Source organism: Kitasatospora arboriphila (assembly GCF_039528095.1).
Lineage (GTDB): Bacteria > Actinomycetota > Actinomycetes > Streptomycetales > Streptomycetaceae > Kitasatospora > Kitasatospora arboriphila.
In genome coordinates, this window is record NZ_BAAALD010000027.1 from 38,715 (window position 1) to 60,405 (window position 21,691).

General features: G+C 74.7%; 20 protein-coding genes. 12 read left to right on the forward strand and 8 right to left on the reverse strand.

Going from position 1 to position 21,691, the window contains the following annotated elements; translation table 11 throughout:
- Window positions 1–14: 14 nt before the first annotated feature.
- Together ABD353_RS16185 and ABD353_RS16190 are read left to right on the forward strand one after the other, a co-directional pair.
- Window positions 15–755 carry an alpha/beta hydrolase gene (locus ABD353_RS16185; RefSeq protein WP_344624292.1) on the forward strand — a complete coding sequence of 247 codons (741 nt, stop codon included), beginning with the start codon at window positions 15–17 and terminating at the stop codon, window positions 753–755.
- On the forward strand, window positions 755–1,735 hold the full coding sequence (locus ABD353_RS16190; RefSeq protein WP_425555170.1) for a carbohydrate kinase family protein: 981 nt from the start codon (window positions 755–757) through the stop codon (window positions 1,733–1,735). The genes ABD353_RS16185 and ABD353_RS16190 overlap by 1 nt, the downstream gene beginning before the upstream one ends.
- A gap of 97 nt (window positions 1,736–1,832) precedes the next feature.
- Here the strand turns inward: ABD353_RS16190 and ABD353_RS16195 are convergent, their stop codons facing one another.
- Window positions 1,833–2,399, reverse strand: a complete 567-nt coding sequence (locus tag ABD353_RS16195; protein WP_344624294.1) for a DJ-1/PfpI family protein — start codon at window positions 2,397–2,399, stop codon at window positions 1,833–1,835.
- Window positions 2,400–2,645: 246 nt separating this feature from the next.
- Here ABD353_RS16195 and ABD353_RS16200 point away from each other — a divergent pair, with 246 nt between their 5' ends.
- Window positions 2,646–3,437: a tyrosine-protein phosphatase gene (locus tag ABD353_RS16200; protein ID WP_344624295.1), complete on the forward strand. Its 792-nt coding sequence runs from the start codon at window positions 2,646–2,648 to the stop codon at window positions 3,435–3,437.
- Window positions 3,438–3,453: 16 nt separating this feature from the next.
- On the opposite strand, the gene ABD353_RS16205 is transcribed toward ABD353_RS16200, so the two are convergent.
- Window positions 3,454–4,446: a PHP domain-containing protein gene (locus ABD353_RS16205; protein WP_344624296.1), complete on the reverse strand. Its 993-nt coding sequence runs from the start codon at window positions 4,444–4,446 to the stop codon at window positions 3,454–3,456.
- Between the two features lie 126 nt (window positions 4,447–4,572).
- On the opposite strand from ABD353_RS16205, the gene ABD353_RS16210 reads away from it, so the two are divergent.
- Together ABD353_RS16210 and ABD353_RS16215 are read left to right on the forward strand one after the other, a co-directional pair.
- Entirely contained in the window at window positions 4,573–5,481 is a 909-nt protein-coding gene (locus tag ABD353_RS16210; protein ID WP_344624297.1) for an AurF N-oxygenase family protein, read from the forward strand.
- Window positions 5,482–5,622: 141 nt separating this feature from the next.
- A complete protein-coding gene (locus ABD353_RS16215) occupies window positions 5,623–7,119 on the forward strand; it encodes an MFS transporter (RefSeq protein ID WP_344624298.1) in 1,497 nt (498 codons plus the stop codon).
- A gap of 259 nt (window positions 7,120–7,378) precedes the next feature.
- Here ABD353_RS16215 and purB read toward each other — a convergent pair whose 3' ends face one another.
- The 4 genes from purB to ABD353_RS16235 form a co-directional block, all read right to left on the reverse strand.
- Window positions 7,379–8,818, reverse strand: a complete 1,440-nt coding sequence (gene purB / locus ABD353_RS16220; protein WP_344624299.1) for an adenylosuccinate lyase — start codon at window positions 8,816–8,818, stop codon at window positions 7,379–7,381.
- Between the two features lie 59 nt (window positions 8,819–8,877).
- Window positions 8,878–9,318 (reverse strand): MarR family winged helix-turn-helix transcriptional regulator, encoded by a 441-nt coding sequence (locus ABD353_RS16225; RefSeq protein WP_344624300.1) that lies wholly within the window; start codon window positions 9,316–9,318, stop codon window positions 8,878–8,880.
- 98 nt (window positions 9,319–9,416) lie between these two features.
- Window positions 9,417–9,806, reverse strand: a complete 390-nt coding sequence (locus ABD353_RS16230; RefSeq protein ID WP_344624301.1) for a DUF3037 domain-containing protein — start codon at window positions 9,804–9,806, stop codon at window positions 9,417–9,419.
- Window positions 9,806–10,561 (reverse strand): HipA family kinase, encoded by a 756-nt coding sequence (locus tag ABD353_RS16235; RefSeq protein ID WP_344624302.1) that lies wholly within the window; start codon window positions 10,559–10,561, stop codon window positions 9,806–9,808. Before ABD353_RS16235 ends, ABD353_RS16230 begins: the two co-directional genes overlap by 1 nt.
- A gap of 127 nt (window positions 10,562–10,688) precedes the next feature.
- On the opposite strand from ABD353_RS16235, the gene ABD353_RS16240 reads away from it, so the two are divergent.
- Together ABD353_RS16240 and ABD353_RS16245 are read left to right on the forward strand one after the other, a co-directional pair.
- A complete protein-coding gene (locus ABD353_RS16240; RefSeq protein WP_043174276.1) occupies window positions 10,689–12,056 on the forward strand; it encodes an NAD(P)/FAD-dependent oxidoreductase in 1,368 nt (455 codons plus the stop codon).
- Between the two features lie 143 nt (window positions 12,057–12,199).
- Window positions 12,200–13,624: a glycoside hydrolase family 47 protein gene (locus ABD353_RS16245; protein ID WP_344624303.1), complete on the forward strand. Its 1,425-nt coding sequence runs from the start codon at window positions 12,200–12,202 to the stop codon at window positions 13,622–13,624.
- 5 nt (window positions 13,625–13,629) lie between these two features.
- On the opposite strand, the gene ABD353_RS16250 is transcribed toward ABD353_RS16245, so the two are convergent.
- Both ABD353_RS16250 and ABD353_RS16255 read right to left on the reverse strand, forming a co-directional pair.
- Window positions 13,630–14,814 (reverse strand): GDSL-type esterase/lipase family protein, encoded by a 1,185-nt coding sequence (locus tag ABD353_RS16250; protein WP_344624304.1) that lies wholly within the window; start codon window positions 14,812–14,814, stop codon window positions 13,630–13,632.
- A 229-nt stretch (window positions 14,815–15,043) separates the two neighbouring features.
- The gene (locus tag ABD353_RS16255) at window positions 15,044–16,387 is read right to left on the reverse strand and encodes an aminotransferase class I/II-fold pyridoxal phosphate-dependent enzyme (protein WP_344624305.1); all 1,344 of its coding nucleotides are present in this window, start codon (window positions 16,385–16,387) and stop codon (window positions 15,044–15,046) included.
- 34 nt (window positions 16,388–16,421) lie between these two features.
- On the opposite strand from ABD353_RS16255, the gene ABD353_RS16260 reads away from it, so the two are divergent.
- The 5 genes from ABD353_RS16260 to ABD353_RS16280 all read left to right on the forward strand — a co-directional run bounded on the left by ABD353_RS16260 (window position 16,422) and on the right by ABD353_RS16280 (window position 21,663).
- Entirely contained in the window at window positions 16,422–17,093 is a 672-nt protein-coding gene (locus tag ABD353_RS16260) for a pyridoxamine 5'-phosphate oxidase family protein (RefSeq protein WP_344624306.1), read from the forward strand.
- Window positions 17,087–17,746 carry an FMN-binding negative transcriptional regulator gene (locus ABD353_RS16265; protein WP_344624307.1) on the forward strand — a complete coding sequence of 220 codons (660 nt, stop codon included), beginning with the start codon at window positions 17,087–17,089 and terminating at the stop codon, window positions 17,744–17,746. The genes ABD353_RS16260 and ABD353_RS16265 overlap by 7 nt, the downstream gene beginning before the upstream one ends.
- Window positions 17,747–18,029: 283 nt before the next feature.
- Window positions 18,030–19,433, forward strand: coding sequence for a sugar porter family MFS transporter (locus ABD353_RS16270; protein ID WP_344624308.1), 1,404 nt, complete (start codon window positions 18,030–18,032; stop codon window positions 19,431–19,433).
- A gap of 124 nt (window positions 19,434–19,557) precedes the next feature.
- Window positions 19,558–20,250, forward strand: a complete 693-nt coding sequence (locus ABD353_RS16275) for a dienelactone hydrolase family protein (RefSeq protein ID WP_344624309.1) — start codon at window positions 19,558–19,560, stop codon at window positions 20,248–20,250.
- Between the two features lie 96 nt (window positions 20,251–20,346).
- A complete protein-coding gene (locus tag ABD353_RS16280; protein ID WP_344624310.1) occupies window positions 20,347–21,663 on the forward strand; it encodes an MFS transporter in 1,317 nt (438 codons plus the stop codon).
- Window positions 21,664–21,691 lie beyond the last annotated feature (28 nt).

Consider the following 21,691-nt stretch of genomic DNA (forward strand, 5'->3'; position numbering starts at 1 on the left):
ACGTCGCCCGGTCCGTGGAACGCTTCCCCTCCGAGGGCCGCCGGCCCCGACGATTCCCGGTCGACGCCGACGGCGAGCGGCTCGCCGCCGTCGCCCTCGCACCCGACGCCCCGAACGGGCTCACCGCCGTCGCGTTGCACGGCGCGGGCGACAGCGACACCCGCCGTCTGCTGCCGCTGCTCGGCGACCTCGCCGCACGGGGGTGCCGCGCCCTCGCCCTGGACTTCTCCGGGCACGGCGCGAGTTCCGGACGGCTCGCGGACCTGTCGCTGGAGCGCCGGCTGCGGCAGGCCGCCGCCCTGATCGACCGGCACGCCGACGGCGAGGAGCTGGTGCTGGTCGGATTCAGCATGAGCGGGCAGACGGTGGCCGATCTGACGGCGCGGTACGGGCCGCGGGTCCGCGCCGTCGGGCTGTGCGCCCCGGCGGTGTACGCGCGGGAGGCCTGGCCGGTGCCCTTCGGCGCGGGCTTCACCGGGATCATCAGGCGGCCCGGCAGTTGGCGGGACTCGGCGGCGCTGACCGCGCTGGAGGGCTTCGGCGGGCGATCGGTGCTGGCCGTGCCCGGCCGCGACGAGGTGATCCCCGCCGAGGTGACCGCGGCGGTCGGGCGGGCACTGGCGGCGCGGTCCGACCACCGCCGGCTGGAACTGCCGGACGCCGTCCACCGGCTCGGCCGGTGGTTCGGCGAACACCCGGTGCCGCGGCGGCGGTTCGTCGCCGTGCTGCTCGACGGGGTCGCCCACCCGGCATGATGGCCTCCTCACCGCCGCGCCCAGGAGGTCCCGCCGTGCCCAGCAGTCCGGTCCGCGTCACCGTGATCGGCGAGTGCGTCGCCGACGCCTTCACCGATGCCGCCCTGAGCGGGCCCGGCGAACTGGCGCTGCGGGTGCACCCGGGCGGCGGGCCGGCCAACACCGCGGTGGCACTGGCCCGGCTGGGCACCCCGGTGGCGTTCCGGGCGCGGCTGGCGGACGACGTCTTCGGGCGGCTGTTCCGGGCCCAGTTGGCCGGCTCCGGGGTCGACCTGTCGGGCTGCGTGGCGGCGGCGGAGCCGAGCACCCTGGCGGTCGCCGAGGTGGACGGAGAGGGGCGGGCCAGCTTCTCGTTCCACGCCGAGGGCACGGCGGACTGGCAGTGGACGGAGGCCGAGTTGGCGGCCGTGCCGCCCGCCGGGCCGGTCTGCGTGCACTCCGGCTCGCTGGCCCTGGCGCGGGACCCGGGCGGGCCGGCGATCGAGGCGTACCTGGCCCGGGCCGCGGCGTCCGCGACGGTGTCGATCGACCCCAACGTCCGTCCGCTGCTGGTCGATCCGGCGGTCTACCGGGAGCGGCTGCCGCGCTGGTGCGCACTGGCGGACGTCCTGCGGCTGAGCGCGGACGACGTCGGGCACCTCTTCCCGGAGAGCGGGGTGGAGGCGGTCTGCGACCGGTTCCACGAGGACGGCGTGCCGCTGGTGGTGGTGACGCTCGGCCCGCAGGGCGCGCTGGCCTCGCTGAACGGGGAGCGGATCGCCGTACCCGCCCGGCGGGTGGAGGTGGTGGACACCGTCGGCGCCGGGGACGCGTTCACGGCCGGGCTGCTGCACCGGCTGGACGCGCAGGGCCTGCTCGGCGGACGGCTGGACGGGCTCACGGTGCCCGCGGTGGCCGAGGCGTGCCGCTTCGCGGCCGGGGTGGCGGCACTGACCTGCGGTGTCGCCGGGCCGAACCCTCCCTGGGCCGACCGGCTCTGACGGTCCGCCGGCCGCCGGCGGGCCCCCGACGCGGGGGCGGCCCGCTGGCAGCGGGCCGGCGAGCCGCCCCCGGAGTCTCCGGGCGGGGCGGGCCGTCCTACTCGACCGGCGCCTTCTCGCGCAGCACCTCGACGAAGGCGCGCATCCAGGCCGGGTGGTCGGGCCAGGCGCGGGCCGAGACCACGACGCCGTCGACCACGGCCTCGCCGTCGACGAAGTCGGCGCCGCCCGCCTCGACGTCCGGCTCCAGCGCCGGGTAGGCGGCCGTGGTGCGGCCGTTGAGGGTGCCGCCGACCAGGGTGATCAGCGGGCCGTGGCAGATCTGCGCGACCGGCTTGTCCTCCTGGAAGAAGTGCGCGGCGATGCGCTGCACGTCGGCGTTGTTGCGTAGGTACTCGGGGGCGCGGCCGCCGGGGATCACCAGGGCCACGTAGTCGGCCGGGTCGACGTCGGCGACGGCGACGTCGGCGGGCCAGGTGTAGCCGGGCTTCTCGGTGTAGGTGTCGAAGCCGTCCACGAAGTCGTGCACCACGAACTGCAGCGTCTTCTTGGCGGGCGCGGCGATGTGCACCTCGTACCCCTCCTCGCGCAGCCGCTGGTAGGGGTAGAACACCTCCAGCGACTCCGCCGCGTCACCGGTGACGATCAGGATCTTGGCTGCCATGTCCGGCGGTACCGCCCTTCATCCGCCCACCCTGTGTGAGCCCCGACACACACTGCCGCCTGACGGTCCGTCGGGCAATGCGGCGCGCGAGGCACGGGCGGCACGCGCCCGGTGCGCCGGTGTGCGCCCCCTGCGCGCCCCATCGCCGGCCGGCGTCCGCCCGGCCGGACGGACGCGCTCCGCGAGCGACCGGTCACCGCAGGGCCTAGCGTGCAGATGAGTCGCGTCCCCTGCCGGGAGGTAGCCATGCAGTGCTCGCAGATCGTGCGCTCCAGCACCGTCGCCAACCTGCGCGACCTCGGTGGCATCGCGCTGCCCGGCGGCCGGGTCCGCCCGGGCCTGGCGTTCCGCTCCGGCGGCCTCGACCGCCTGGACCTCACCTGCGACCCGGCCTTCGCCGCCCTCGGTGTGCGGACCGTCGTGGACCTGCGCACCGAGCGGGAGCGCACCGCCCGCCCCGACCGGGTGCCCGGCGGGGCGCACCTGCTGGTCGCCGACGTGATGGCCGACCCGGCGGGCACCGGCACCGCCGCCCGGCTGGCCCTCGCCTTCGCCGACCCTGCGCTCGCCAACCGGGAGTTCCGCGGCGGCCGGGCCGCCCGGGCGCTGGCCGCGGACTACCGCTCCTTCGTGACGGCCGAGTCCGCCCGGCAGTCGTACCGCCAGCTGCTGACCGCGCTCGCGCACCGGGACGGCGGTCCGGTGCTGTTCCACTGCACCGCGGGCAAGGACCGCACCGGCTGGGGGGCGGCGCTCGTCCTGCTGCTGCTCGGCGCGGACGACCGGACGGTCACCGACGAGTACCTGTCGGTCGGTGTCGCGGTGCAGGCCGCGTTCGCACCGGTGATCGCGGAGTTCACCGCCGCGGGCGGCGACCCGGAGATCGCCGACGCGGTGTTCGGCGCGCACCCCGCGTACCTGGAGGCGGCCCGGCAGGCGGTCGAGGACGGCTGGGGCGACGTCGAGAGCTACGCCCGCGCCGGGCTCGGCATCAAGGACGAGACCCTCGGCCACCTGCGGGAGCGGCTCACCGCCTGAACGCGCGGCGCCGCCCTCAGGCGGCCGTCCAGGCGAGCAGTTCCTCGACCGGGAGGGTGTTGACGATCCGCTCCGGCTCCAGCCCCGCGTCGGCGGCGCGGGCGCAGCCGTACTGCTGCCAGTCGAGCTGGCCGGGGGCGTGCGCGTCGCTGTCGATCGCGAAGACGCAACCGGTGTCGATCGCGAGGCGCAGCAGCCGGGTCGGCGGGTCGCGGCGGTCGGGGCGGCAGTTGATCTCGACGGCGGTGCCGGACTCGGCGCAGGCCGCGAAGACCGCCTCGGCGTCGAACTGCGACTCGGGGCGGGTGCGGCCGCCGACCAGCCGGCCGGTGCAGTGGCCCAGGACGTCGACCAGCGGGTTGCGGACGGCGGCGAGCAGGCGGCGGGTCATCGGGGCGCGCTCCATCCGCAGCCTGGAGTGGACGGAGGCGACGACCAGGTCGAGTTCGGCCAGCAGGTCCTCGTCCTGGTCCAGTGAGCCGTCGTCGAGGATGTCGCACTCGATGCCGGTGAGCAGCCGGAAGGGCGCGAGCTCGCGGTTGAGGGCGGCGACCACCTCCAGTTGCTCGCGCAGCCGTTCGACGCTGAGGCCGCGGGCGACGGTCAGCCGGGGCGAGTGGTCGGTGAGGACGGCCCAGGCGTGGCCGAGGTCGCGGGCGGTGCGGGCCATCGCCTCGATCGGGCTGCCGCCGTCGGACCAGTCGGAGTGCAGGTGGCAGTCGCCCTTGAGGGCGGCCCGCAGTGCGTCGGCGCCCTCGGCGAGCGGCCCGGCGCTCTCCTCCAGTTCGGCGAGGTAGCCGGGGACGCGTCCGGCCGAGGCCTCGGCGATCACCTGGGCGGTCTTCGGGCCGACGCCGGGCAGCCGGGCGGCCCGGGCGGCGTCGACCGGCCCGGCGGGCAGCCTGCGGGCGGCCTCGGCCGCGGTGCGGAAGGCCTTCACCCGGTACGGGGAGGCGTCCTCGCGCTCCAGCAGGAAGGCGATGCGTTCCAAGGCCGCGACCGGCTCCATGGGGCCAGTGTCGCCGAAGCCGGGCCGACCCGCGCGCGACCCCTTGTTGACAGCCCGTCTAACTGGTTCACTGCTCCCGTCGGTGCAGCCGATCCCGAACGCCCCCGACCCCACCGGAGCCGACCGATGCGCGACACCGCCCCCGCCCCGCACGCCGACCACCGCGAACAGAACGCCGCCCGGCTGCTGCGCGCCTCCGCCCGCCACTCCTTCGACCCGCTGACCGAGATCGACTGGGACGCGCCGATCGACCCGGACCACTTCGCCCTGCCGCAGCACCGCGTCACCCTCTACGGCACCCCGCTGTGGGAGACCCTGACGCCGCGGCAGCAGGCCCGTCTCAGCGTCCACCAGCTGGCCTCCGCGACCGCGGCCGGCATCTGGTTCGAGCTGGTGCTGATGGAGGGCCTGATCCGGCACGTCTACGAGGGCGACCTGACCACCCGGCACGCGCAGTACGCGCTGACCGAGGTCGCCGACGAGTGCCGGCACTCCACCATGTTCGCCCGGTACATCGCCGCCACCGGCTACCCGTCGGCCCGGCCCTCGGCCAAGGCGCACCGGCGCGGCAAGCTGCACTTCCTGCTGAACGACACCGCCATCACCTTCGCCGGCGCGATCTTCGTGGAGGAGTTCACCGACGCGATGCAGCGGGAGATGGTCCGCGACGAGTCGCTGCAGCCGCTGGCCCGGGCGGTGGCACGGATCCACGTCGTCGAGGAGGCCCGGCACATCGGCTACGCCAAGCCCGAGCTGGAGCGGATCTGGGCGCGGATGGGCCCGGCCCGGCGCGCGGTCTTCCGGCGCGGCCTGCTGGTGCTGGCCCGGCTCGCCGTCGCGGAGCTCGTCCACCCCCGGGTGTACGCCCTCTCCGGCCTGGACGTCCGCGCGGCGGAACGCGCCGCCGCGGCCAACGAGCACTGGCGGCTGGCCCGCGTCGACTGGGCCCGCAAGGCGCTCGCGTTCTTCACCGACCTCGGCGTCGTCGACCACCGGACGGCCCCGCACTGGCGACGCGCCGGCCTGCTCGACTGAACCCCGCCGCCCGTCCGGGTCAGAGCACGGCGTCGCCGGCCACCGTGCCGCCGGTCGCCGTACGGGGCGCCGCGGGCACGGCGGGTGGCCCCCGGGCGGTGGGGGGTGCAGAAGGGGCCGGGTGCGGCGCAGGATCGAAGGATGAGCGGCGATCGGACGGCACAGGCGATCCGGATGGGCACCCCGCGGGCGCGCTGGGTGCTCCTGGCGACGGTCCTCGGCTCCGGCATGGCGATGCTGGACGGCACGGTGGTGAACGTGGCACTGCCACGGATCGGCGAGGACCTCGACGCCTCGCTGGCCGCCCTCCAGTGGACGGTCAACGCCTACCTGCTGACCCTGGCGGCACTGATCCTGCTCGGCGGCTCGCTGGGCGACCGGTACGGCCGGCGGCGGGTCTTCCTGATCGGCGTGGCCTGGTTCGCGGCGGCCTCGGCGATCTGCGCGGCGGCACCCACCATCGAGGTGCTGATCGCGGCACGGGCGCTGCAGGGCATCGGCGGGGCGCTGCTGACACCCGGCTCGCTGGCCATGCTGCAGGCCGTGTTCCACCCCGACGACCGGGGCGCGGCGGTCGGCGCCTGGTCCGGACTGGGCGGCGTCGCCGCCGCCGTCGGACCGTTCCTGGGCGGCTGGCTGGTCGACGGCCCGGGCTGGCGGTGGATCTTCCTGATCAACGTGCCGGTCGCGGTGGCGGTGATCGCGGTGGCCGGCCGCCACGTGCCGGAGACCCGCGACCCGGACCGCTCGGGACGGTTCGACGTGCCGGGCGCGGTGCTCGCCGCCCTCGCCCTCGCCGGGGTGACGTACGCGCTGACCGACACGAGCAGCCCGTTCGCGCCGGTCGCCGGTCTGCTGGGGGTTCTGTCCGGCGTGGCCTTCGTCCTGGTGGAACGGCGGGCCGAGGAGCCGATGCTGCCGCTGGAGCTGTTCTCGTCCCGGCTGTTCACCTCGGTGAACCTGGTGACCCTGTGCGTGTACGGCGCCTTCAGCGGCGTCTTCCTGCTGCTGACCGTCCAGCTCCAGGTGGTGTCCGGGTTCAGCCCGCTGACGGCCGGGGTGGCGCTGGTGCCGATCACCGTGCTGATGCTGGCCTTCTCCAGCCGCGCGGGCCGCCTGGGCCGGGCCGTCGGCCCCCGGCTGCCGCTGTTCCTCGGGCCGGTCATCTGCGCGGCCGGTGTCCTGCTGATGCTGCGGATCGGCCCGGACGCCTCCTACTGGGCGGACGTGCTGCCCGCGGTGACGGTGCTCGGCTGCGGGATGACCCTGCTGGTGGCGCCGCTGACGGCGACCGTCCTCGCGGCGGTGGACGTGCGGCGGGCCGGCATCGCCAGCGGCGTCAACAACGCGGCGGCCCGGGCGGCGGGCCTGCTGGCGGTCGCGGCACTGCCCGCCCTGGCCGGCCTCAGCGGCAACGCCTACCGGGTGCCGGCCGAGGTGGACGACGCCTTCGAGACGGCGATGATGATCTGCGCCGGACTGCTCGCGGCGGGCGGGCTGCTGGCGCTGGCGACCGTGCGCAGCGACGCCCTGGAGCCGGAACGGGAGATCGCCGAGCCGAACTGCGGCTGGCGCTGCGACACCACCACCCCGCCCATCGACCCCGGCCACCCCGTCAAACGCACCGACCCCGGATGACCACGCGCAAAGGCACTCACCCCAAGGGCGCGGGGAGCTGCGCAACCCGGATGCGGGCCACCCTGCACGTCAGGAGCAAGCAAGAACAGGGGCGCGGGGAACTGCGCGATCCGGATGCGGCTCACCGTACGGACCAGGGCCCGGCCCGAATCCGTCACGATGCCCGATCCCGGACTGCGCAGTTCCCCGCGCCCCTGGTCGTGCCCTCCGCAGGTCCCAGCGCCCCTGGGGTGAGCCGCTGCACTTCCCCGCGCCGCTGCTACAGGATGTCGCCCGGGGCGTACTTCGCGGCCTCCGGGTAGGCGTCCGCGACGGCCTCGATCCGGCGGACCACCTCGGCGACCTGGGCGCCGGCCGCGCCGGTGAAGGAGAGCCGGTCGGCGAGCAGCGCGTCCAGGGCGGCCCGGTCGAGCGGGATGCGCTCGTCCTCGGCGAGCCGGCCGAGCAGCGCGTTCTCGCGGGCGCCCTCGCGCATGGCGAGCGCGGAGGCGACGGCGTGCTCCTTGATGACCTCGTGCGCGGTCTCCCGGCCGACGCCGGCCCGCACCGCGCCCATCAGCACCTTGGTGGTGGCGAGGAACGGGAGGTAGCGGTCGAGCTCGGCCTCGATGACGGCGGGGAAGGCGCCGAACTCGTCGAGGACGGTCAGGAAGGTCTCGAGCAGGCCGTCGAAGGCGAAGAAGGCGTCCGGCAGGGCGACCCGGCGGACGACGGAGCAGGAGACGTCGCCCTCGTTCCACTGGTCGCCGCCGAGCTCGGCGGTCATGGAGGCGTAGCCGCGCAGGATGACGGCGAGGCCGTTGACGCGCTCGCAGGAGCGGGTGTTCATCTTGTGCGGCATCGCCGAGGAGCCGACCTGGCCGGCCTTGAAGCCCTCGGTGACCAGCTCGTGGCCGGCCATCAGGCGGATGGTCTTGGCGAGGCTGGAGGGGGCGGCGGCGAGCTGGACGAGGGCGGAGACGACCTCGAAGTCCAGCGAGCGCGGGTAGACCTGGCCGACGCTGGTGAGCACGTGGTCGAAGCCGAGGTGGCCGGCGACCCGGCGCTCCAGCTCGGCGAGCTTGTCGGCGTCGCCGCCGAGCAGGTCGAGCATGTCCTGGGCGGTGCCGACCGGGCCCTTGATGCCGCGCAGCGGGTAGCGGGCGACGAGCTCCTCGAGGCGGCGGAAGGCGACGAGCAGCTCGTCGGCGACGGTCGCGAAGCGCTTGCCGAGGGTGGTCGCCTGGGCGGCGACGTTGTGCGAACGGCCGGCCATGACGAGCTCGCCGTACTGGGCGGAGAGCCGGCCGAGGCGGACGAGGACGGCGACGGTGCGGTCCCGGACGTGCTCCAGGGACTGGCGGATCTGCAGCTGCTCGACGTTCTCGGTGAGATCGCGCGAGGTCATGCCCTTGTGGATCTGCTCGTGCCCGGCGAGGTCGCTGAACTCCTCGATGCGGGCCTTGACGTCGTGCCGGGTGATCCGCTCGCGGGCGGCGATCGACTCGAGGTCGACCTGGTCGATCACGCGCTCGTAGTCGGCGACGGCGCCGGTCGGGACCTCGATGCCGAGGTCCTGCTGGGCCTTGAGGACGGCGAGCCACAGGTGGCGCTCGAGGACCACCTTGTGCTCGGGGGACCAGAGCTGGGCCAGGGTCGCCGAGGCGTACCGGTTGGCCAGGACATTGGGGATCTGGGGCTTCGCGCTCACGCTGGGCAAGCCTAACAGCCGAGGTCCGCGCGGTCCGCGCCGCCCGCGCGTACGGCTCAGCGCTCGGCTCAGCGCTCGGCGAGCAGCGGCAGCACCTGGCGGCACAGCTCCTGGAGGGCGGTGCGCTGCTCGGCGTCCAGGCTGGCGAAGGCCTCGTGGGTGCGGACCATGTCGGCGCGGATCAGGTCGAGGACCTCGCGGCCCTGACCGGTGATGCCGACGATCTTGACCCGGCGGTCGCCGGCCGCGGCCTCGCGGTGGGCGAGGCCGAGCGCCTCCAGCCGGTCGACGATGCCGGTGACGTTGGAGGCGTCGCAGCCGAGCCGGCCGGCCAGCGCGCGCATCGGCACCGGCTCCTGGACGGCCTTGAGCGCCTTGGCCTGCGAGGAGCTGAGCCCGTGCCGGGCGGCCGCGGCGGCGAAGTCCTGGAAGTAGGCGGCACCGACGGCCGCCATCGACTCCATCAGGTCGGCGGTGGACGGTGCGGTGGTGGACGCTGTCGTGGCCATGCGGTCAGCGTACGCCGGTATTCTTCAGCGGCTCAAGATTCGAGCACGGCAAGCACTGCGTGGCGCGCGGCACACCGACCGCGCGTCCGCACGGCCCGTCAGAGCACCAACTGCTCGAAGAGGTGCCGCAGCTCGGCCTCCGGGTCGCCGGTGAGCCCGGTGTGCACCGGACCGGGCTGCAGGACGGCGCTGCGCGGCGCGGTCAGCCAGCGGAACCGCTGCCCGGGGCTGTCGCCGGCCGCGGGCCCGGCGGCCTCGCCGCCCGCGCAGACGGCCTCCACGCCGTGCAGGGCGCGGCGCAGCGCGTGGACGTCCGCGACCGGGTCGAGCGAGAGCAGCCGGCCCTGGTCGAGGTGGGTCCGGGCGCCCAGGTAGCCGGACTGCCGACAGTAGAGGAGTACCCCGACGTTGATGAACTCGCCGCGCTCCACCCGGGGCACGGCGCGGATCACCGCGTACTCGTAGTCGTCGCGCGTCGGCTCGGCCATCAGCCGGTCACCTCCGGAAGCCAGTCGCGGCGGCCCGCCAGCCGGGCCGTCAGCAGGTCGCGGTACGCGGCGCGGACCGCGTCGGGCGTGTCGAAGCCGGGTTCGTCGGCCAGCCACACCTCGGGGACGGCGGCGACCGCGGTCTCCAGGGCCGCCGGGACGAGCGGGGCGAGTTCGGCGTCGGCGGCCTTGAGGTCGGGGGCCGCGGGCAGCAGGGCGTGGTCGGCCGCGTCGTAGCGGCGGCCCGCCCAGGCGGCGGAGCCGGCCCAGTGGTGATGGAAGATCAGGGTGGCGCCGTGGTCGATCAGCCGCAGCCCGCCGGCGGCCATCAGCATGTTGGGGTTGCGCCAGGACCGGTCGACGTTGCCGACGAAGGCGTCGAACCAGAGCACCCGCCCGGCGAGCGCGGGGTCGACGTCGAAGCAGAGCGGGTCGAAGTTGAGGGCGCCGCTGACGAAGGCCATGCCGAGGTTCGCGCCGCCGCTGGCCCGCATCTGGTCCTGGATCTGGTGCTCGGGCTCGCTGCGGGCGAGCACCGGGTCGAGGTCGAGCAGTACCAGCTCCGGCACGGGCAGCCCGAGGCCGCGGCCGAACTCCCCGGCGAGCACCTCGGCGATCAGCGCCTTGCGGCCCTGCGCGGCGCCGCACCACTTCAGCACGTACAGCCGCCGGTCGTCGGCCTCGACCAGGCCGGGCATCGAGCCGCCTTCTCGCAGTGGCGTCACGTACCGGACCGCCGTCACCTCGGGGAGCATCCGGCCAGCCTATCGGCGCCCGGCTACTCCCCGTGCCGTGCTGCGGTGGCAGGCCCCGTTCGTCCGTGCGAGTTTGGGGGAAAACGATGTCCCGGCACGGCACGGACGAGCACGTAAGGGATGGACGATGGAGCGACCCAGAATCGTCATCGTGGGCGGCGGCTTCGCCGGCCTGGAGTGTGCACGCCGCCTGGAGCGCAAGCTGGCACCGGCGGAGGCCGAGATCTCCCTGGTCACTCCGTTCAGCTACCAGCTCTACCTGCCGCTGCTGCCGCACGTCGCGGCGGGGGTGCTCACCCCGCAGTCGGTGGCGGTCTCGCTGCGCCGGACGCTGCGGCGCACCCACATCGTGCCGGGCGGCGCGATCGGGGTGGACCCGCGGTCCAAGGTGATCGTGGTCCGCAAGATCACCGACGAGGTGGTGGCCGAGCGCTACGACCACCTGGTGCTCGCCCCCGGCAGCGTGACCCGCACCTTCGACATCCCCGGGCTGCGGGACTACGCGCGCGGCATGAAGACGCTGGCCGAGGCCGCGTACGTGCGCGACCACGTGATCGCGCAGCTGGACCTCGCCTCGACCACGCTGGACCAGCGCGAGCGGGAGTCCCGGCTGCAGTTCGTGGTGGTCGGCGGCGGCTACGCGGGCACCGAGACGGCGGCCTGCCTGCAGCGGCTGACCACGGCGGCGATCCGCCGCTACCCGCGGCTGGACCCGCGGCTGATCAAGTGGCACCTGATCGACATCGCTCCGAAGCTGATGCCCGAGCTCGGCGACAAGCTCGGCACCACGGCGCTGGAGATCCTGCGCGGACGCGGGATCGAGGTCTCGCTCGGGGTGTCGGTGGCCGAGGTCGGCGCCGAGAACGTCAAGTTCACCGACGGCCGGCTGCTGCCCTGCCGGACCCTGATCTGGACGGCCGGCGTGGTCGCCAGCCCGCTGATCGCCACGCTGGACGCGGAGACCGTGCGGGGCCGGATCGCGGTGACCGCGGAGATGCGGGTCCCGCAGTTCGACGGGGTGTTCGCCCTCGGCGACGCCGCCGCGGTGCCGGACCTCGCCAAGGGCGACGGCGCGGTCTGCCCGCCCACCGCCCAGCACGCGGCCCGGCAGGGCAAGGCGGTCGCCGACAACGTCGTCGCCGCGATGCACAACCAGCCGCTGGAGCCCTACTACCACAAGGACCTCGGCCTGGTCGTCGACCTCGGTGGCAAGGACGCCGTCTCCAAGCCGGCGGGAGTCGAACTGCACGGCGTGCCGGCCCAGTTGGTCGCCCGCGGGTACCACCTGATGGCGATGCGGACCAACTCCGGCAAGTTCCGCGTCGGCGCCAACTGGCTGCTGAACGCCACCGCCGGCGACGACTTCGTCCGCACCGGCTTCCTCGCCCGGCAGCCCGCCCGGCTGCAGGACTTCGAGTACACCGACGCCTACCTGACGAAGGACCAGGTCCGTGAGCACGCGCAGATGCTGCTCGCGAAGGGATCCGCCACCTGACGGAGGGTCAGCACGCCTGTCGGGTGAATCCCGGCAGTCGAACCGGAGCCGGCGCTACCGCCCTGACCTGGGCGGTAGCGCCGACACGCGCCCTGTGGTGATTGTCGGACCACGGAGGGTCCGCATGACTACCGTCCGGCAGCATGCGATCACTCTCCCTGCCCCGCCGCCGTACCGTGCTCTCCGCCGCCGCCGTGGCCACCGCCGGGGCCGCGCTCGCCCGACCCGCCGCCGCCGCGCCCGCACTCGCCGCCCCCGCCGCCGGGATGCCGGACGACGCGGTGGCAGCGCGGGAGGTCCGCGACGAGTTCGTGCACAGCTGGGAGGGGTACAAGCGGGCGGCCTGGGGCTACGACGAGGTCCGGCCGGTCTCCGGCGGGCGCAACGACTTCTTCGCCGACGGGCGCACCTTCGGCCTGTCCATCGTCGAGGCGCTGGACACCCTGTGGCTCATGGAGCTCGACGACGAGGTCGCGCTCGCCGCCGACTGGATCGAGCGCGAGCTCGACCCGGCCCAGGACGCCGACGTCCAGGTCTTCGAGACGATCATCCGGCTGGTCGGCGGCCTGGTCGCCGGCTACCTCTGCACCGGCCGGCAGCCGCTGCTGGACCGCTGCCGCGAACTCGCGGACCGGCTGCTGCCCGCCTTCACCCGCTCCCCCACCGGCATGCCCTACCGGTACGTCAACCTGCGCACCGGGGCGGTCTCCGGCAACACCAGCCCGCTCGCCGAGATCGGCTCCAACATCCTCGAGTTCGGCATGCTCTCGCAGCTGACGGGCAGGCAGAAGTACTGGGACGCGGCGAAGCGCGCCATGCGGGCGGTCTTCGACCGGCGTTCGGCCCTCGGCCTGCTCGGCACCTCGCTGAACATCGAGACCGGCCGCTGGACGGACACCACCTCCTGCGCCCCCAACCCGCCGGTCGACTCCTACTACGAGTACCTGTGGGCCGGCGCCGAGCTCTTCGGCGACGGCGAACTCGGCGACTGGTACCGGCTGCTGACCGGCTCCGTGCTCCGCTACCAGCTGGAGCACCGGGGCGGCTACGCCTGGTACAAGCAGGTCGACTACGCGACCGGGCGGACCACCGGCCGCGGCGCCTCCGAGCTCGGCTCCTTCTACCCGGGCCTGCTCGGCAAGGGCGGGGACATGGACGCGGCGGTGGACTACTACAACACCTGGACGATGATCCTGGACAACAACCCGGTGGTGCCGGAGGCCATCGACTACGGCGACGCCACCGTCCGCTCGGCCCGCAACGACCTGCGGCCGGAGTACGTCAACTCCTCCTTCGACCTGTGGATGCTCACCGGCGACCGGCAGTACAAGGAGACCGCCTACGGCTACTTCGCCGGGCTGCGGGAGCACCTGCGGGTGCCGGGCGGCTACACCGTGGCGGAGGACGTCACCGCCGCCCCGCTGCGGCGCGGCGACCTGACGCCGGGCTACTGGTTCGCGGAGAACCCCAAGTACCTGTACCTGATGTTCGCGGCGGCGCCGCGCTTCGACTACCGCTCCGGGCTGCTGTCCACGGAGGGCAAGCTGATGCGCGGCGCCGTGCGCTGAGCCCGCTAGCGGGCCGTCAGGTACGTCCCGGCGGCGTCCCGCCCGGGCGTGTTGCGGCAGGACCAGTTTCCGGTCGGCTGCGCGTTCAGCAGGGTCAGGCAGCGGCCGAGGGCCAGCTGCGCGTAGTGGTTCGGGTGGAAGGACTCCTGCAGGGCGCCCTGGGTGGTGGTGCCCATGTCGAGGAAGCGGGCCCACTCGCTGGTGGTCGCCGACGGCGGGGTGCCGGGAGTCGCCAGCCGGGTCGCGGTCGAGCAGACCTCGCGGCCCTGCAGGAGGTCCCGCAGGTCGAGGAACTGCACGCCCTTGGCGGCGGCGACGGCGGCCAGCCGGTCGGAGATCTGCGGGACGAGCGAGTCCCGGGCCCAGTCGGCGTCGAGGTTCCAGAACGGGCAGCCGCCGGTGTTGGTGCGGCTCCAGCCGCTCTCCGGGTAGCGGTTCTCGCTGCTGCGCGGGATCGGCGACGGGTAGGACTGCAGCACCAGCCGGTACGAGGAGGACGTGTAGCCGGCGGCGGACATCACCGCGCGGACCTCGTCCACGGCCTTGCCGACCCCGGCCATCGCGGCGTCCATCTTCGCGTCCACGGCGGCCTGCTGGTCGTCGTGGCAGTAGGACCACCAGATCTCGTAGTCCTGGACGCAGGTGGAGATCACGTCGCCGAAGCCCAGGTCGTTGCCGCCCACGGAGAGGGTGATCAGCTTGACGGTGTTCTGCGCGGCGACGGCGGCCAGCTGGTCGGCCTGCGGGGCCTCGCCTTTGAAGGACTGCCCGCCGTTCGCGGCGCGGAACACGTTGGCGGAGGTGGCGCCGGAGCAGGCGAGGTTGATCTGGGTCTGGGCGACGCCGGAGGCGGAACGGACCTCGGCGGAGTCGGAGCGGTCGCAGCCGGAGGTGTAGGTGCTGCCGTACACCCGGGCCGGGTCGTAGCCGCTGCCCGTCCAGGCGCGGTCGGTGCCGTCGCGGCCGCCGCTCGCGGTGTCGCTGTTGCCGTCCCAGCGCCCGGCCTCGCCGGAGACGTAGCTGTCGCCCATCGAGACGACGGCGGTGGGACCGGCGGCGGCGGCCGGGGCGGCGGCGGTGACCAGCATCGGCAGGGCCAGGGCCGCCGCCCCGCACAGGGCGGCGAACCGGCGGGCGCCGGGGACTCCCCGGGTGGTGCTTCTTCTTCGGGCAGGGCGGATCTCGGGCACGGCGAAACTCCTGCGGACGGCCCCGCGCTGTGGGTGCGCGGGGCTGGTGAGGGTGGACCGCCGGCCGGTGGCGCGATGAAGATGGCATGGACGCGGTTATTACCGCCAGGTATCTGCATGCCACAATTCGGACAGTGACCGGGTTTCTCCCTGCGTCACCGACCCCGCGCCGACCCAGCGCCGACCCCTCGCCGTCCGTCCGCCCCCGCCGCGGCGGGACCGCCCCAGCTCAGACCCCCCGCGCGCCGCCGCGGCCCGCCGCCAGCACCTCCGCCACGTCCGCCGCCAGCCGCTCCGCCTCGCCGGGCTCCAGCGTCGCCACGCAGAGCCGGATCGCCGGCTCCGAGTGCAGCCGGAACCGCGCGCCGGGCGCCGCCACCCAGCCGCGCTGCACCAGCCCCGCCACCGCCACCGTCTCGTCCCGCACCGGGATCCACACGTTCAGCCCGCTGCGCCCGTGCGCCGCGACCCCGCGGGCGGCCAGCGCCCGCAGCAGCGCGTCCCGGCGCTCGCCGTAGGCCGCCGCAACCCGGGCGACCGGCGCGGCGTCGCTGCGCCACAGCTCCACGACGGCCCGCTGCAGCAGGTGGCTGACCCAGCCCGCGCCGAGGCGCTGCCGCCCCAGGACGCGCCCGACCGTGTCCTCGTCGCCGATCGCGACGGAGAGGCGCAAGTCCGGCCCGTAGGCCTTCGCCGCCGACCGCACCAGCAGCCGGTGCTCGGTGATCGGGACGCCGTCCGGCCCCGCCGCCAGCGACTGGAACGGCAGGTCGACCATGCCGTGCCCGTGGTCGTCCTCGATCAGCAGGATGCCCGGACGGCCGGCGATCACCTCGCGCAGGGCCGCGGCGCGGGCCGGGCTCAGCGCGGCGCCCGTCGGGTTCTGCGCCCGGCTGGTGACGATCAGGCAGCGGGCGCCCAGCGCCAGCGCATTGGCCACCTCGACGGGCAGCGGCCCCTCGTCGTCGGTGCGGACCGGCACCGGCTTGAGGCCGAGCGCGGGCACCAGGTCGAGCAGGCTGCCCCAGCCCGGATCCTCCACCGCGACGAGGTCGCCCGGGCGCAGCCGGGCCAGCAGGGCCCGTTCGATGGTGTCGAGCGAGCCGGAGCAGACCGCGATCGCGCCGGCCGGGGCGCCGGCCGCGGCGAAGGAGGCCCGGGCCAACTCGACCAGCCCGGGATCGGCGGGCGGGTGCCCGTACAGCACGGGCGGACCGGCCGCCGCCGCGGCGAGGGCCGGGCCGAGCGCGGGCAGCAGCGCCGGATCCGGGTTGCCCGCGGAGAGGTCGCGGGCGCCGGGCGGGACGGCGATGCCGACCTCGTCGCGCGGGGTGGTGACCGGGCGGGGGCGGACCCGGCTGCCCTTGCGGCCGGCCGTCTCGATCACGCCGCGGTCGCGCAGCAGCCGGTAGGCGGCGGCCACGGTGTTCGGATTGACGCCCAGCTCGACGGCGAGTTCGCGCAGCGGCGGCAGCGCGGCGCCGGGCGCCAGCCGCCCCTCGGCGACGGCCCCTTCGACGTCGGCCGCAATCTCGCTGGCCCGCCGACCCTTGATCGGATAGTCTCCTAGCACAAAGAAGATTATGCACTAGTGCAGTGAGGTTGTCATGTCGGACACGGCCTACGCCCGGACTCCCCGCACCGTCCCCACCCGATCGCGCGACCGCGCCAGCTGGGACAGGGCGGCCGTGCACGCCGTCCTCGACAGCGCCTGGGTGTGCCACCTCGGCTTCGTCGCCGACGGCGCGCCCGTCGTCCTGCCGACCATCTACGCCCGGGTCGGCGACGCGTTGTACCTGCACGGCTCGACGGGCAGCCGGCCGCTGCGCGGCGCCGGGGCCGACGAGGGCCTGCCGGTGTGCGTGACGGTCACCCTGGTCGACGGCATCGTGCTGGCCAAGTCGGCGTTCAACCACTCCGTCAACTACCGCTCGGTGGTCGCCCACGGCACCGCCTTCCAGGTCACCGACCCGGACGAGCTGGCGACGGCGCTGGACGCGCTGGTCGACCAGGCGGTGCCCGGCCGCTCGGCCGACGCCCGGCCGGCGAACGCCAAGGAGGCGGCGGCGACGGCCGTCGTCCGGCTCGACCTGGACGAGGTGTCCCTCAAGTCCCGCACCGGGGGCGTGAACGACGACGAGGACGACCTCCCGCTGCCGCACTGGTCGGGCGTGGTGCCGGTGCGCACGGTCTACGCCGCTCCCGAGCCGCACCCGAGCACCACCGGCCCCGTCCCGGGCTACCTCGCGGACTTCGTCGCCGGGGAGCTGCCGTGCTGATCCGGTCCTGGGACGCCGGCACGGACGCCGAGTGGCGCGCCTGGCTCGCCGAGGGCCGGGACTTCGGGGTGCTCGCCGCGAACGGCGCGGAGGGGCGGGGCCCGGTGCTCGTCCCGACGCACTTCCTGCTGGACGCGGACGCCGGCGAGATCCTGCTCCACCTCGCGGCGCCCAACCCGGTCTGGGCCGCGCTGCGCGCCGACCCGCACGTCACCCTGGCGGTGACGGACGACTACGCCTACGCGCCCGGCCACTGGCGCGGCGAGCCGGGCACCCCGACGAGCCTGTACGCCTCGGTGCACTTCCACTGCACCGCCGCGGTCGTCGAGGACGCGGCGGGCAAGGCCGAGATCCTCCGCCGCCAGGCGGCGCACTTCCAGCCGGAGGCACCGCTCGACGTCACCCCCGGCGAGGCGCCGTTCGGGCCGCTGCTGAGCGGCCTGCGCGGGCTGCGGCTGACGGTCCGCGAGGTCCGGGCCAAGTTCAAGTACGACGACAAGAAGCCGGTGGCCGAGCAGGCGGCGCTGGCCGGCCGGCTCGCCGAGCGCGGCACCGGGCTGGACGCCGGCGCCCGGGCGCAGCTGCTGCGGCGCAACGCCCTGCGGGCGGCCACGGCCGACGGCCCGCGCCCCGGCCCGGCCGCTCGGCCGTAGGACGTGTCTTCGAAGGGCACACGGACACCGCATGGGGCGCGTGGGGGCATATCCCGGCCGAAGGCCCCCACGCGCCCCTGAACCGACCGCCCGAGCACCCTTTGACGACGGTTCCTGGCCGGGCCGGCGTGTCCGGGCATCCGGGTGACGGCGTCCGGGTGACCTCCGTCGCCCGGCCGGCCCGGCCCGGCGGGCGGTGGGGGCGCGGAACTGATGGACTGTGGGACGTGCCCTGTCCATCCGGCCGAGCAGGAGGGCCGCCGACCGCCGAGGAGCCGCTCGCGTGTCCATCTCCCCGCCGGACGCCGAGGACCACCTCGGCCACGTCGTCTTCATCTCGGCCGCGGCCGCGATGGGCGGTTTCCTCTTCGGCTACGACAGCGCCGTCATCAACGGTGCGGTGACGGGCATTCAGCAGCACTTCGAAGTGGGCAACGGCACGACGGCGTTCGTCGTCGCGATCGCGCTGCTCGGCTCGGCGTTCGGCGCGGTGATCGCCGGCCGGCTCGCCGACCACCTCGGCCGGGTCCGGACGATGCTGCTGGCCGCGGTGCTGTTCGCGATCAGCGGCGTCGGCTCGATGTTCCCGCCGAGCATCGGCCTGCTCGGCTTCTGGCGGGTCGTCGGCGGCATCGCGATCGGCATCGCCTCGGTGATCGCCCCCACCTATATCGCCGAGGTGGCACCGACCGCGTACCGGGGCCGGCTGGCCTCCTTCCAGCAGTTGGCGATCGTGCTCGGCATCACCGTCTCGCAGCTCGCCAACTACGCGCTCAACCAGGCGGCCGGTGGCGAGTCCACCAACCACCTCGGCGGCATCCAGGCCTGGCAGTGGATGCTCGGCGTGGAGGCGATCCCCGCGCTGGTGTACGGGCTGATGGCGCTGGCGATCCCGGAGTCGCCGCGCTACCTGATCGCCGACCGGCGCGAGGAGCAGGCCCGCGAGGTGCTCGCCGAGGTGGAGGGCCCGGACGTGGACCTGGACGCTCGGATCGCCGAGATCCGGGCGGTGCTGGAGTCCGCGCACAAGCCGCGGGCGAAGGACCTGCTGGGCGGGCGGTTCGGGCTGCTGCCGATCGTCTGGGTCGGCATCGGCGCCTCGGTCTTCCAGCAGTTCGTCGGCATCAACGTGATCTTCTACTACTCGTCCTTCCTCTGGCAGTCGGTCGGCATCAACGAGTCGAACTCCCTGCTGATCAGCCTCTCCACCTCGATCGTCAACGTGATCGGCACGGTGCTGGCGATGTCCCTGGTCGACCGGATCGGCCGCAAGCCGCTGGCCCTGGCGGGCTCGGTCGGCATGGCCCTCTCGCTGGGCACCGCCGCCTGGGCGTTCTCGTTCCGGCAGGGCACCGGCGACAGCGCGACGCTCGACCAGACCTACGCCACGGTCGCCCTGGTCGCCGCGCACGTCTTCGTGTTCTGCTTCGCCTTCTCCTGGGGCGTGGTGGTCTGGGTGCTGCTCGGCGAGATGTTCCCCAACCGGATCCGGGCGCTGGCGCTGTCGGTGGCGGCCTCCGCACAGTGGATCGCCAACTGGGCGATCACCGTCTCCTTCCCGGACCTCGCCGACTGGAACCTGTCGGCGACCTACGCCGTCTACGCGGGGTTCGCGCTCCTCTCCATCCCGTTCGTGGTCTTCTGCATCCGGGAGACCAAGGGGCGGGCCCTGGAGGAGATGGGCTGACGGCCGGGGCCGCTCACCCGATCGGCGCGGTGCGCGTCCCCCGTGCCGCACCGCCGCCGCGCATAGCATCGTCCCCGCACCCGCCGCCCCGCCGCGTTCACGCGGCCCACCCCACGGAGAGGCCATGGGCAGTTCCCCGCAGAACGTCACCTTCCCTAGCAACGGGGGCACGGCACACGGCTACCTGGCGGTGCCGCCGCAGGGCACCGGTCCGGCACTGGTGGTCGTCCAGGAGTGGTGGGGCCTGACCTCGCACATGGTGTCGATGGTGGACCGGTTCGCCGCCGAGGGCTTCGTCACCCTCGCGCCGGACCTGTTCGGCGGCGCCACCACGCACGACCGGGAGGAGGCCGCCCGGATGCTGCGCGAGCTGCCGACCGACCGGGCCGCCCGCGACCTGCGTGGTGCGGTCGACCTCCTGCTCGGGCTGCCGCACGTGGTCGGCGACGCGGTCGGCGTCGTCGGGTTCTGCATGGGCGGCGGGTTCGCCCTGGTGCTGGCCGCACAGGAGGGCGACCGGGTCTCCGCGGTGGTCCCCTTCTACGGCCTGCCGAGGATCCCGGACTACGACTACCGCGGCCTGACCGCCCACGTGCTCGGCCACTACGGCGAGGAGGACCGCTCGATCCCCCAGGAGGCGGTGGACGAGGCCGCGATGCTGATCGGCGAGGCCACCGACCGGCGGCCGGAGATCCACTTCTACCCGGCCGGACACGCCTTCATGAACGACGAGAACCTGGCCGGCACCTACGACCCGCTGCAGGCCGACATCGCCTGGCAGCGCACGCTCAGCTTCCTCTGGGGCCACCTCGGCTGAGCCGCCCGACCGGGTGCGTGCCCGGGCCGTCCCCACCGGACGGCGGGCACCGGAAACCGGATGGACATCGCGCGGCGGAACACCGATAGTCTCCGGGTGACCTCCCCCGCCTCCCCCGCCGACGCACCCACCGGCCCCTCCGCACCCCGCCCGTTCGCCTGGGCGGGACGGAACTTCCGTATCCAGACGGCCGCCACCGTGGTCAGCGGGCTCGGCAACGCCGCCGCGCCGATCGCCACCGCGTTCGCCGTGCTGGAGGCGGGCGGCTCCACCACCGAGGTGGGCTGGGTGACGGCGGCGCGGCTCGTCCCGCTGGTGCTCTTCCTGCTGGTGGGCGGCGCGCTCGCGGACCGGCTGCCGCGGCACCACGTGATGGTCGCCGCCAACCTCTTCAACGCGATCTCCCAGGCGGTGCTGGCGGCCCTGGTGCTGTCCGGCGCGCCGCCGGTCTGGGCGCTGGTGCTGCTCTCCGCCGCGGGCGGCGCCGGCCAGGCGTTCTACGCGCCCGCCTCCGAGGGCATGATCATGGAGAGCGTGGCCGCCGAGCACGCCGGCAAGGCGTTCTCGGTCTACCGGATGGCGATGAACGGCGCGCAGATCGGCGGTGCGGCGCTCGGCGGCGCGCTGACCGCCGCGGTCGGGCCCGGCTGGGTGCTGGTGCTGGACGCGGTCGGCTTCGCCGTCGCGGGCGGCCTGCGGGTCTTCCTGAAGGTCTCCCCGGCACCCCGCGACGCCGCCCACGAGAGCGGTCTCGTCCACGAGCTCCGGCTCGGATGGCGCGAGTTCGCCTCCCGGCGGTGGCTCTGGGCGGTGGTGCTGCAGTTCTCCGTGGTGGTCGCCTGCGTCGGCGCGGTGGAGACGGTGTACGGGCCGGTCGTCGCCGACCTCCGCTTCGGCGGTGCCCGCGCCTGGGGCGTCGCGATGGCCGCCTTCGGCATCGGCATGGTCGCGGCCGGCGTCCTGATGACCCGCTGGCAGCCGCGCCGCATCCTGCTCACCGGCAACGGGGGCGTCTTCCTCTTCGCGCTGCCCGGACTGGCCCTCGCGGCCCGCACCGAGCTGCCCGTGCTGGTCGCGGCGATGTTCGTCTCCGGCGCCGGCGTCACCGTCTTCGGCGTCAACTGGATGGTCGCGCTGCAGCAGGAGATCCCGTCCGAGATGTTCTCCCGGGTCAGCGCGTACGACCACCTCGGCTCGATCGCGCTCACCCCGCTCGGCACCGCGATGGCCGGGCCCGCCGCCGACGCGCTCGGCCTGGACGGCGCGCTGTGGACATGCGCGCTCGTCACGCTCGCCCTGGCCGCCGCCGTCCTCGTCGTCCCCGAGGTCCGCCAGCTCAGCCGTCCGCTGCCCGGGCCTGCCCCGGCCGGCGCCCGCGAACCGGCCGGCACCACCGAACCGGTCGGCGTCTGAGCAACCGGGCGGCCCCGCGGCGCGTCCG

Excerpts from the sequence above, each read along its gene's own strand:
- ABD353_RS16275 (WP_344624309.1), top strand. The coding sequence starts at position 19,558 with ATGGGCAGTTCCCCGCAGAACGTCACCTTCCCTAGCAACGGGGGCACG.
- ABD353_RS16200 (WP_344624295.1), top strand. The coding sequence starts at position 2,646 with ATGCAGTGCTCGCAGATCGTGCGCTCCAGCACCGTCGCCAACCTGCGC.
- ABD353_RS16215 (WP_344624298.1), top strand. The coding sequence starts at position 5,623 with ATGAGCGGCGATCGGACGGCACAGGCGATCCGGATGGGCACCCCGCGG.
- ABD353_RS16245 (WP_344624303.1), top strand. The coding sequence starts at position 12,200 with ATGCGATCACTCTCCCTGCCCCGCCGCCGTACCGTGCTCTCCGCCGCC.
- ABD353_RS16225 (WP_344624300.1), bottom strand. The coding sequence starts at position 9,318 with ATGGCCACGACAGCGTCCACCACCGCACCGTCCACCGCCGACCTGATG.
- ABD353_RS16205 (WP_344624296.1), bottom strand. The coding sequence starts at position 4,446 with ATGGAGCCGGTCGCGGCCTTGGAACGCATCGCCTTCCTGCTGGAGCGC.
- ABD353_RS16240 (WP_043174276.1), top strand. The coding sequence starts at position 10,689 with ATGGAGCGACCCAGAATCGTCATCGTGGGCGGCGGCTTCGCCGGCCTG.
- ABD353_RS16230 (WP_344624301.1), bottom strand. The coding sequence starts at position 9,806 with ATGGCCGAGCCGACGCGCGACGACTACGAGTACGCGGTGATCCGCGCC.
- ABD353_RS16195 (WP_344624294.1), bottom strand. The coding sequence starts at position 2,399 with ATGGCAGCCAAGATCCTGATCGTCACCGGTGACGCGGCGGAGTCGCTG.
- ABD353_RS16260 (WP_344624306.1), top strand. The coding sequence starts at position 16,422 with ATGTCGGACACGGCCTACGCCCGGACTCCCCGCACCGTCCCCACCCGA.
- ABD353_RS16235 (WP_344624302.1), bottom strand. The coding sequence starts at position 10,561 with ATGCTCCCCGAGGTGACGGCGGTCCGGTACGTGACGCCACTGCGAGAA.
- ABD353_RS16190 (WP_425555170.1), top strand. The coding sequence starts at position 755 with ATGGCCTCCTCACCGCCGCGCCCAGGAGGTCCCGCCGTGCCCAGCAGT.
- ABD353_RS16210 (WP_344624297.1), top strand. The coding sequence starts at position 4,573 with ATGCGCGACACCGCCCCCGCCCCGCACGCCGACCACCGCGAACAGAAC.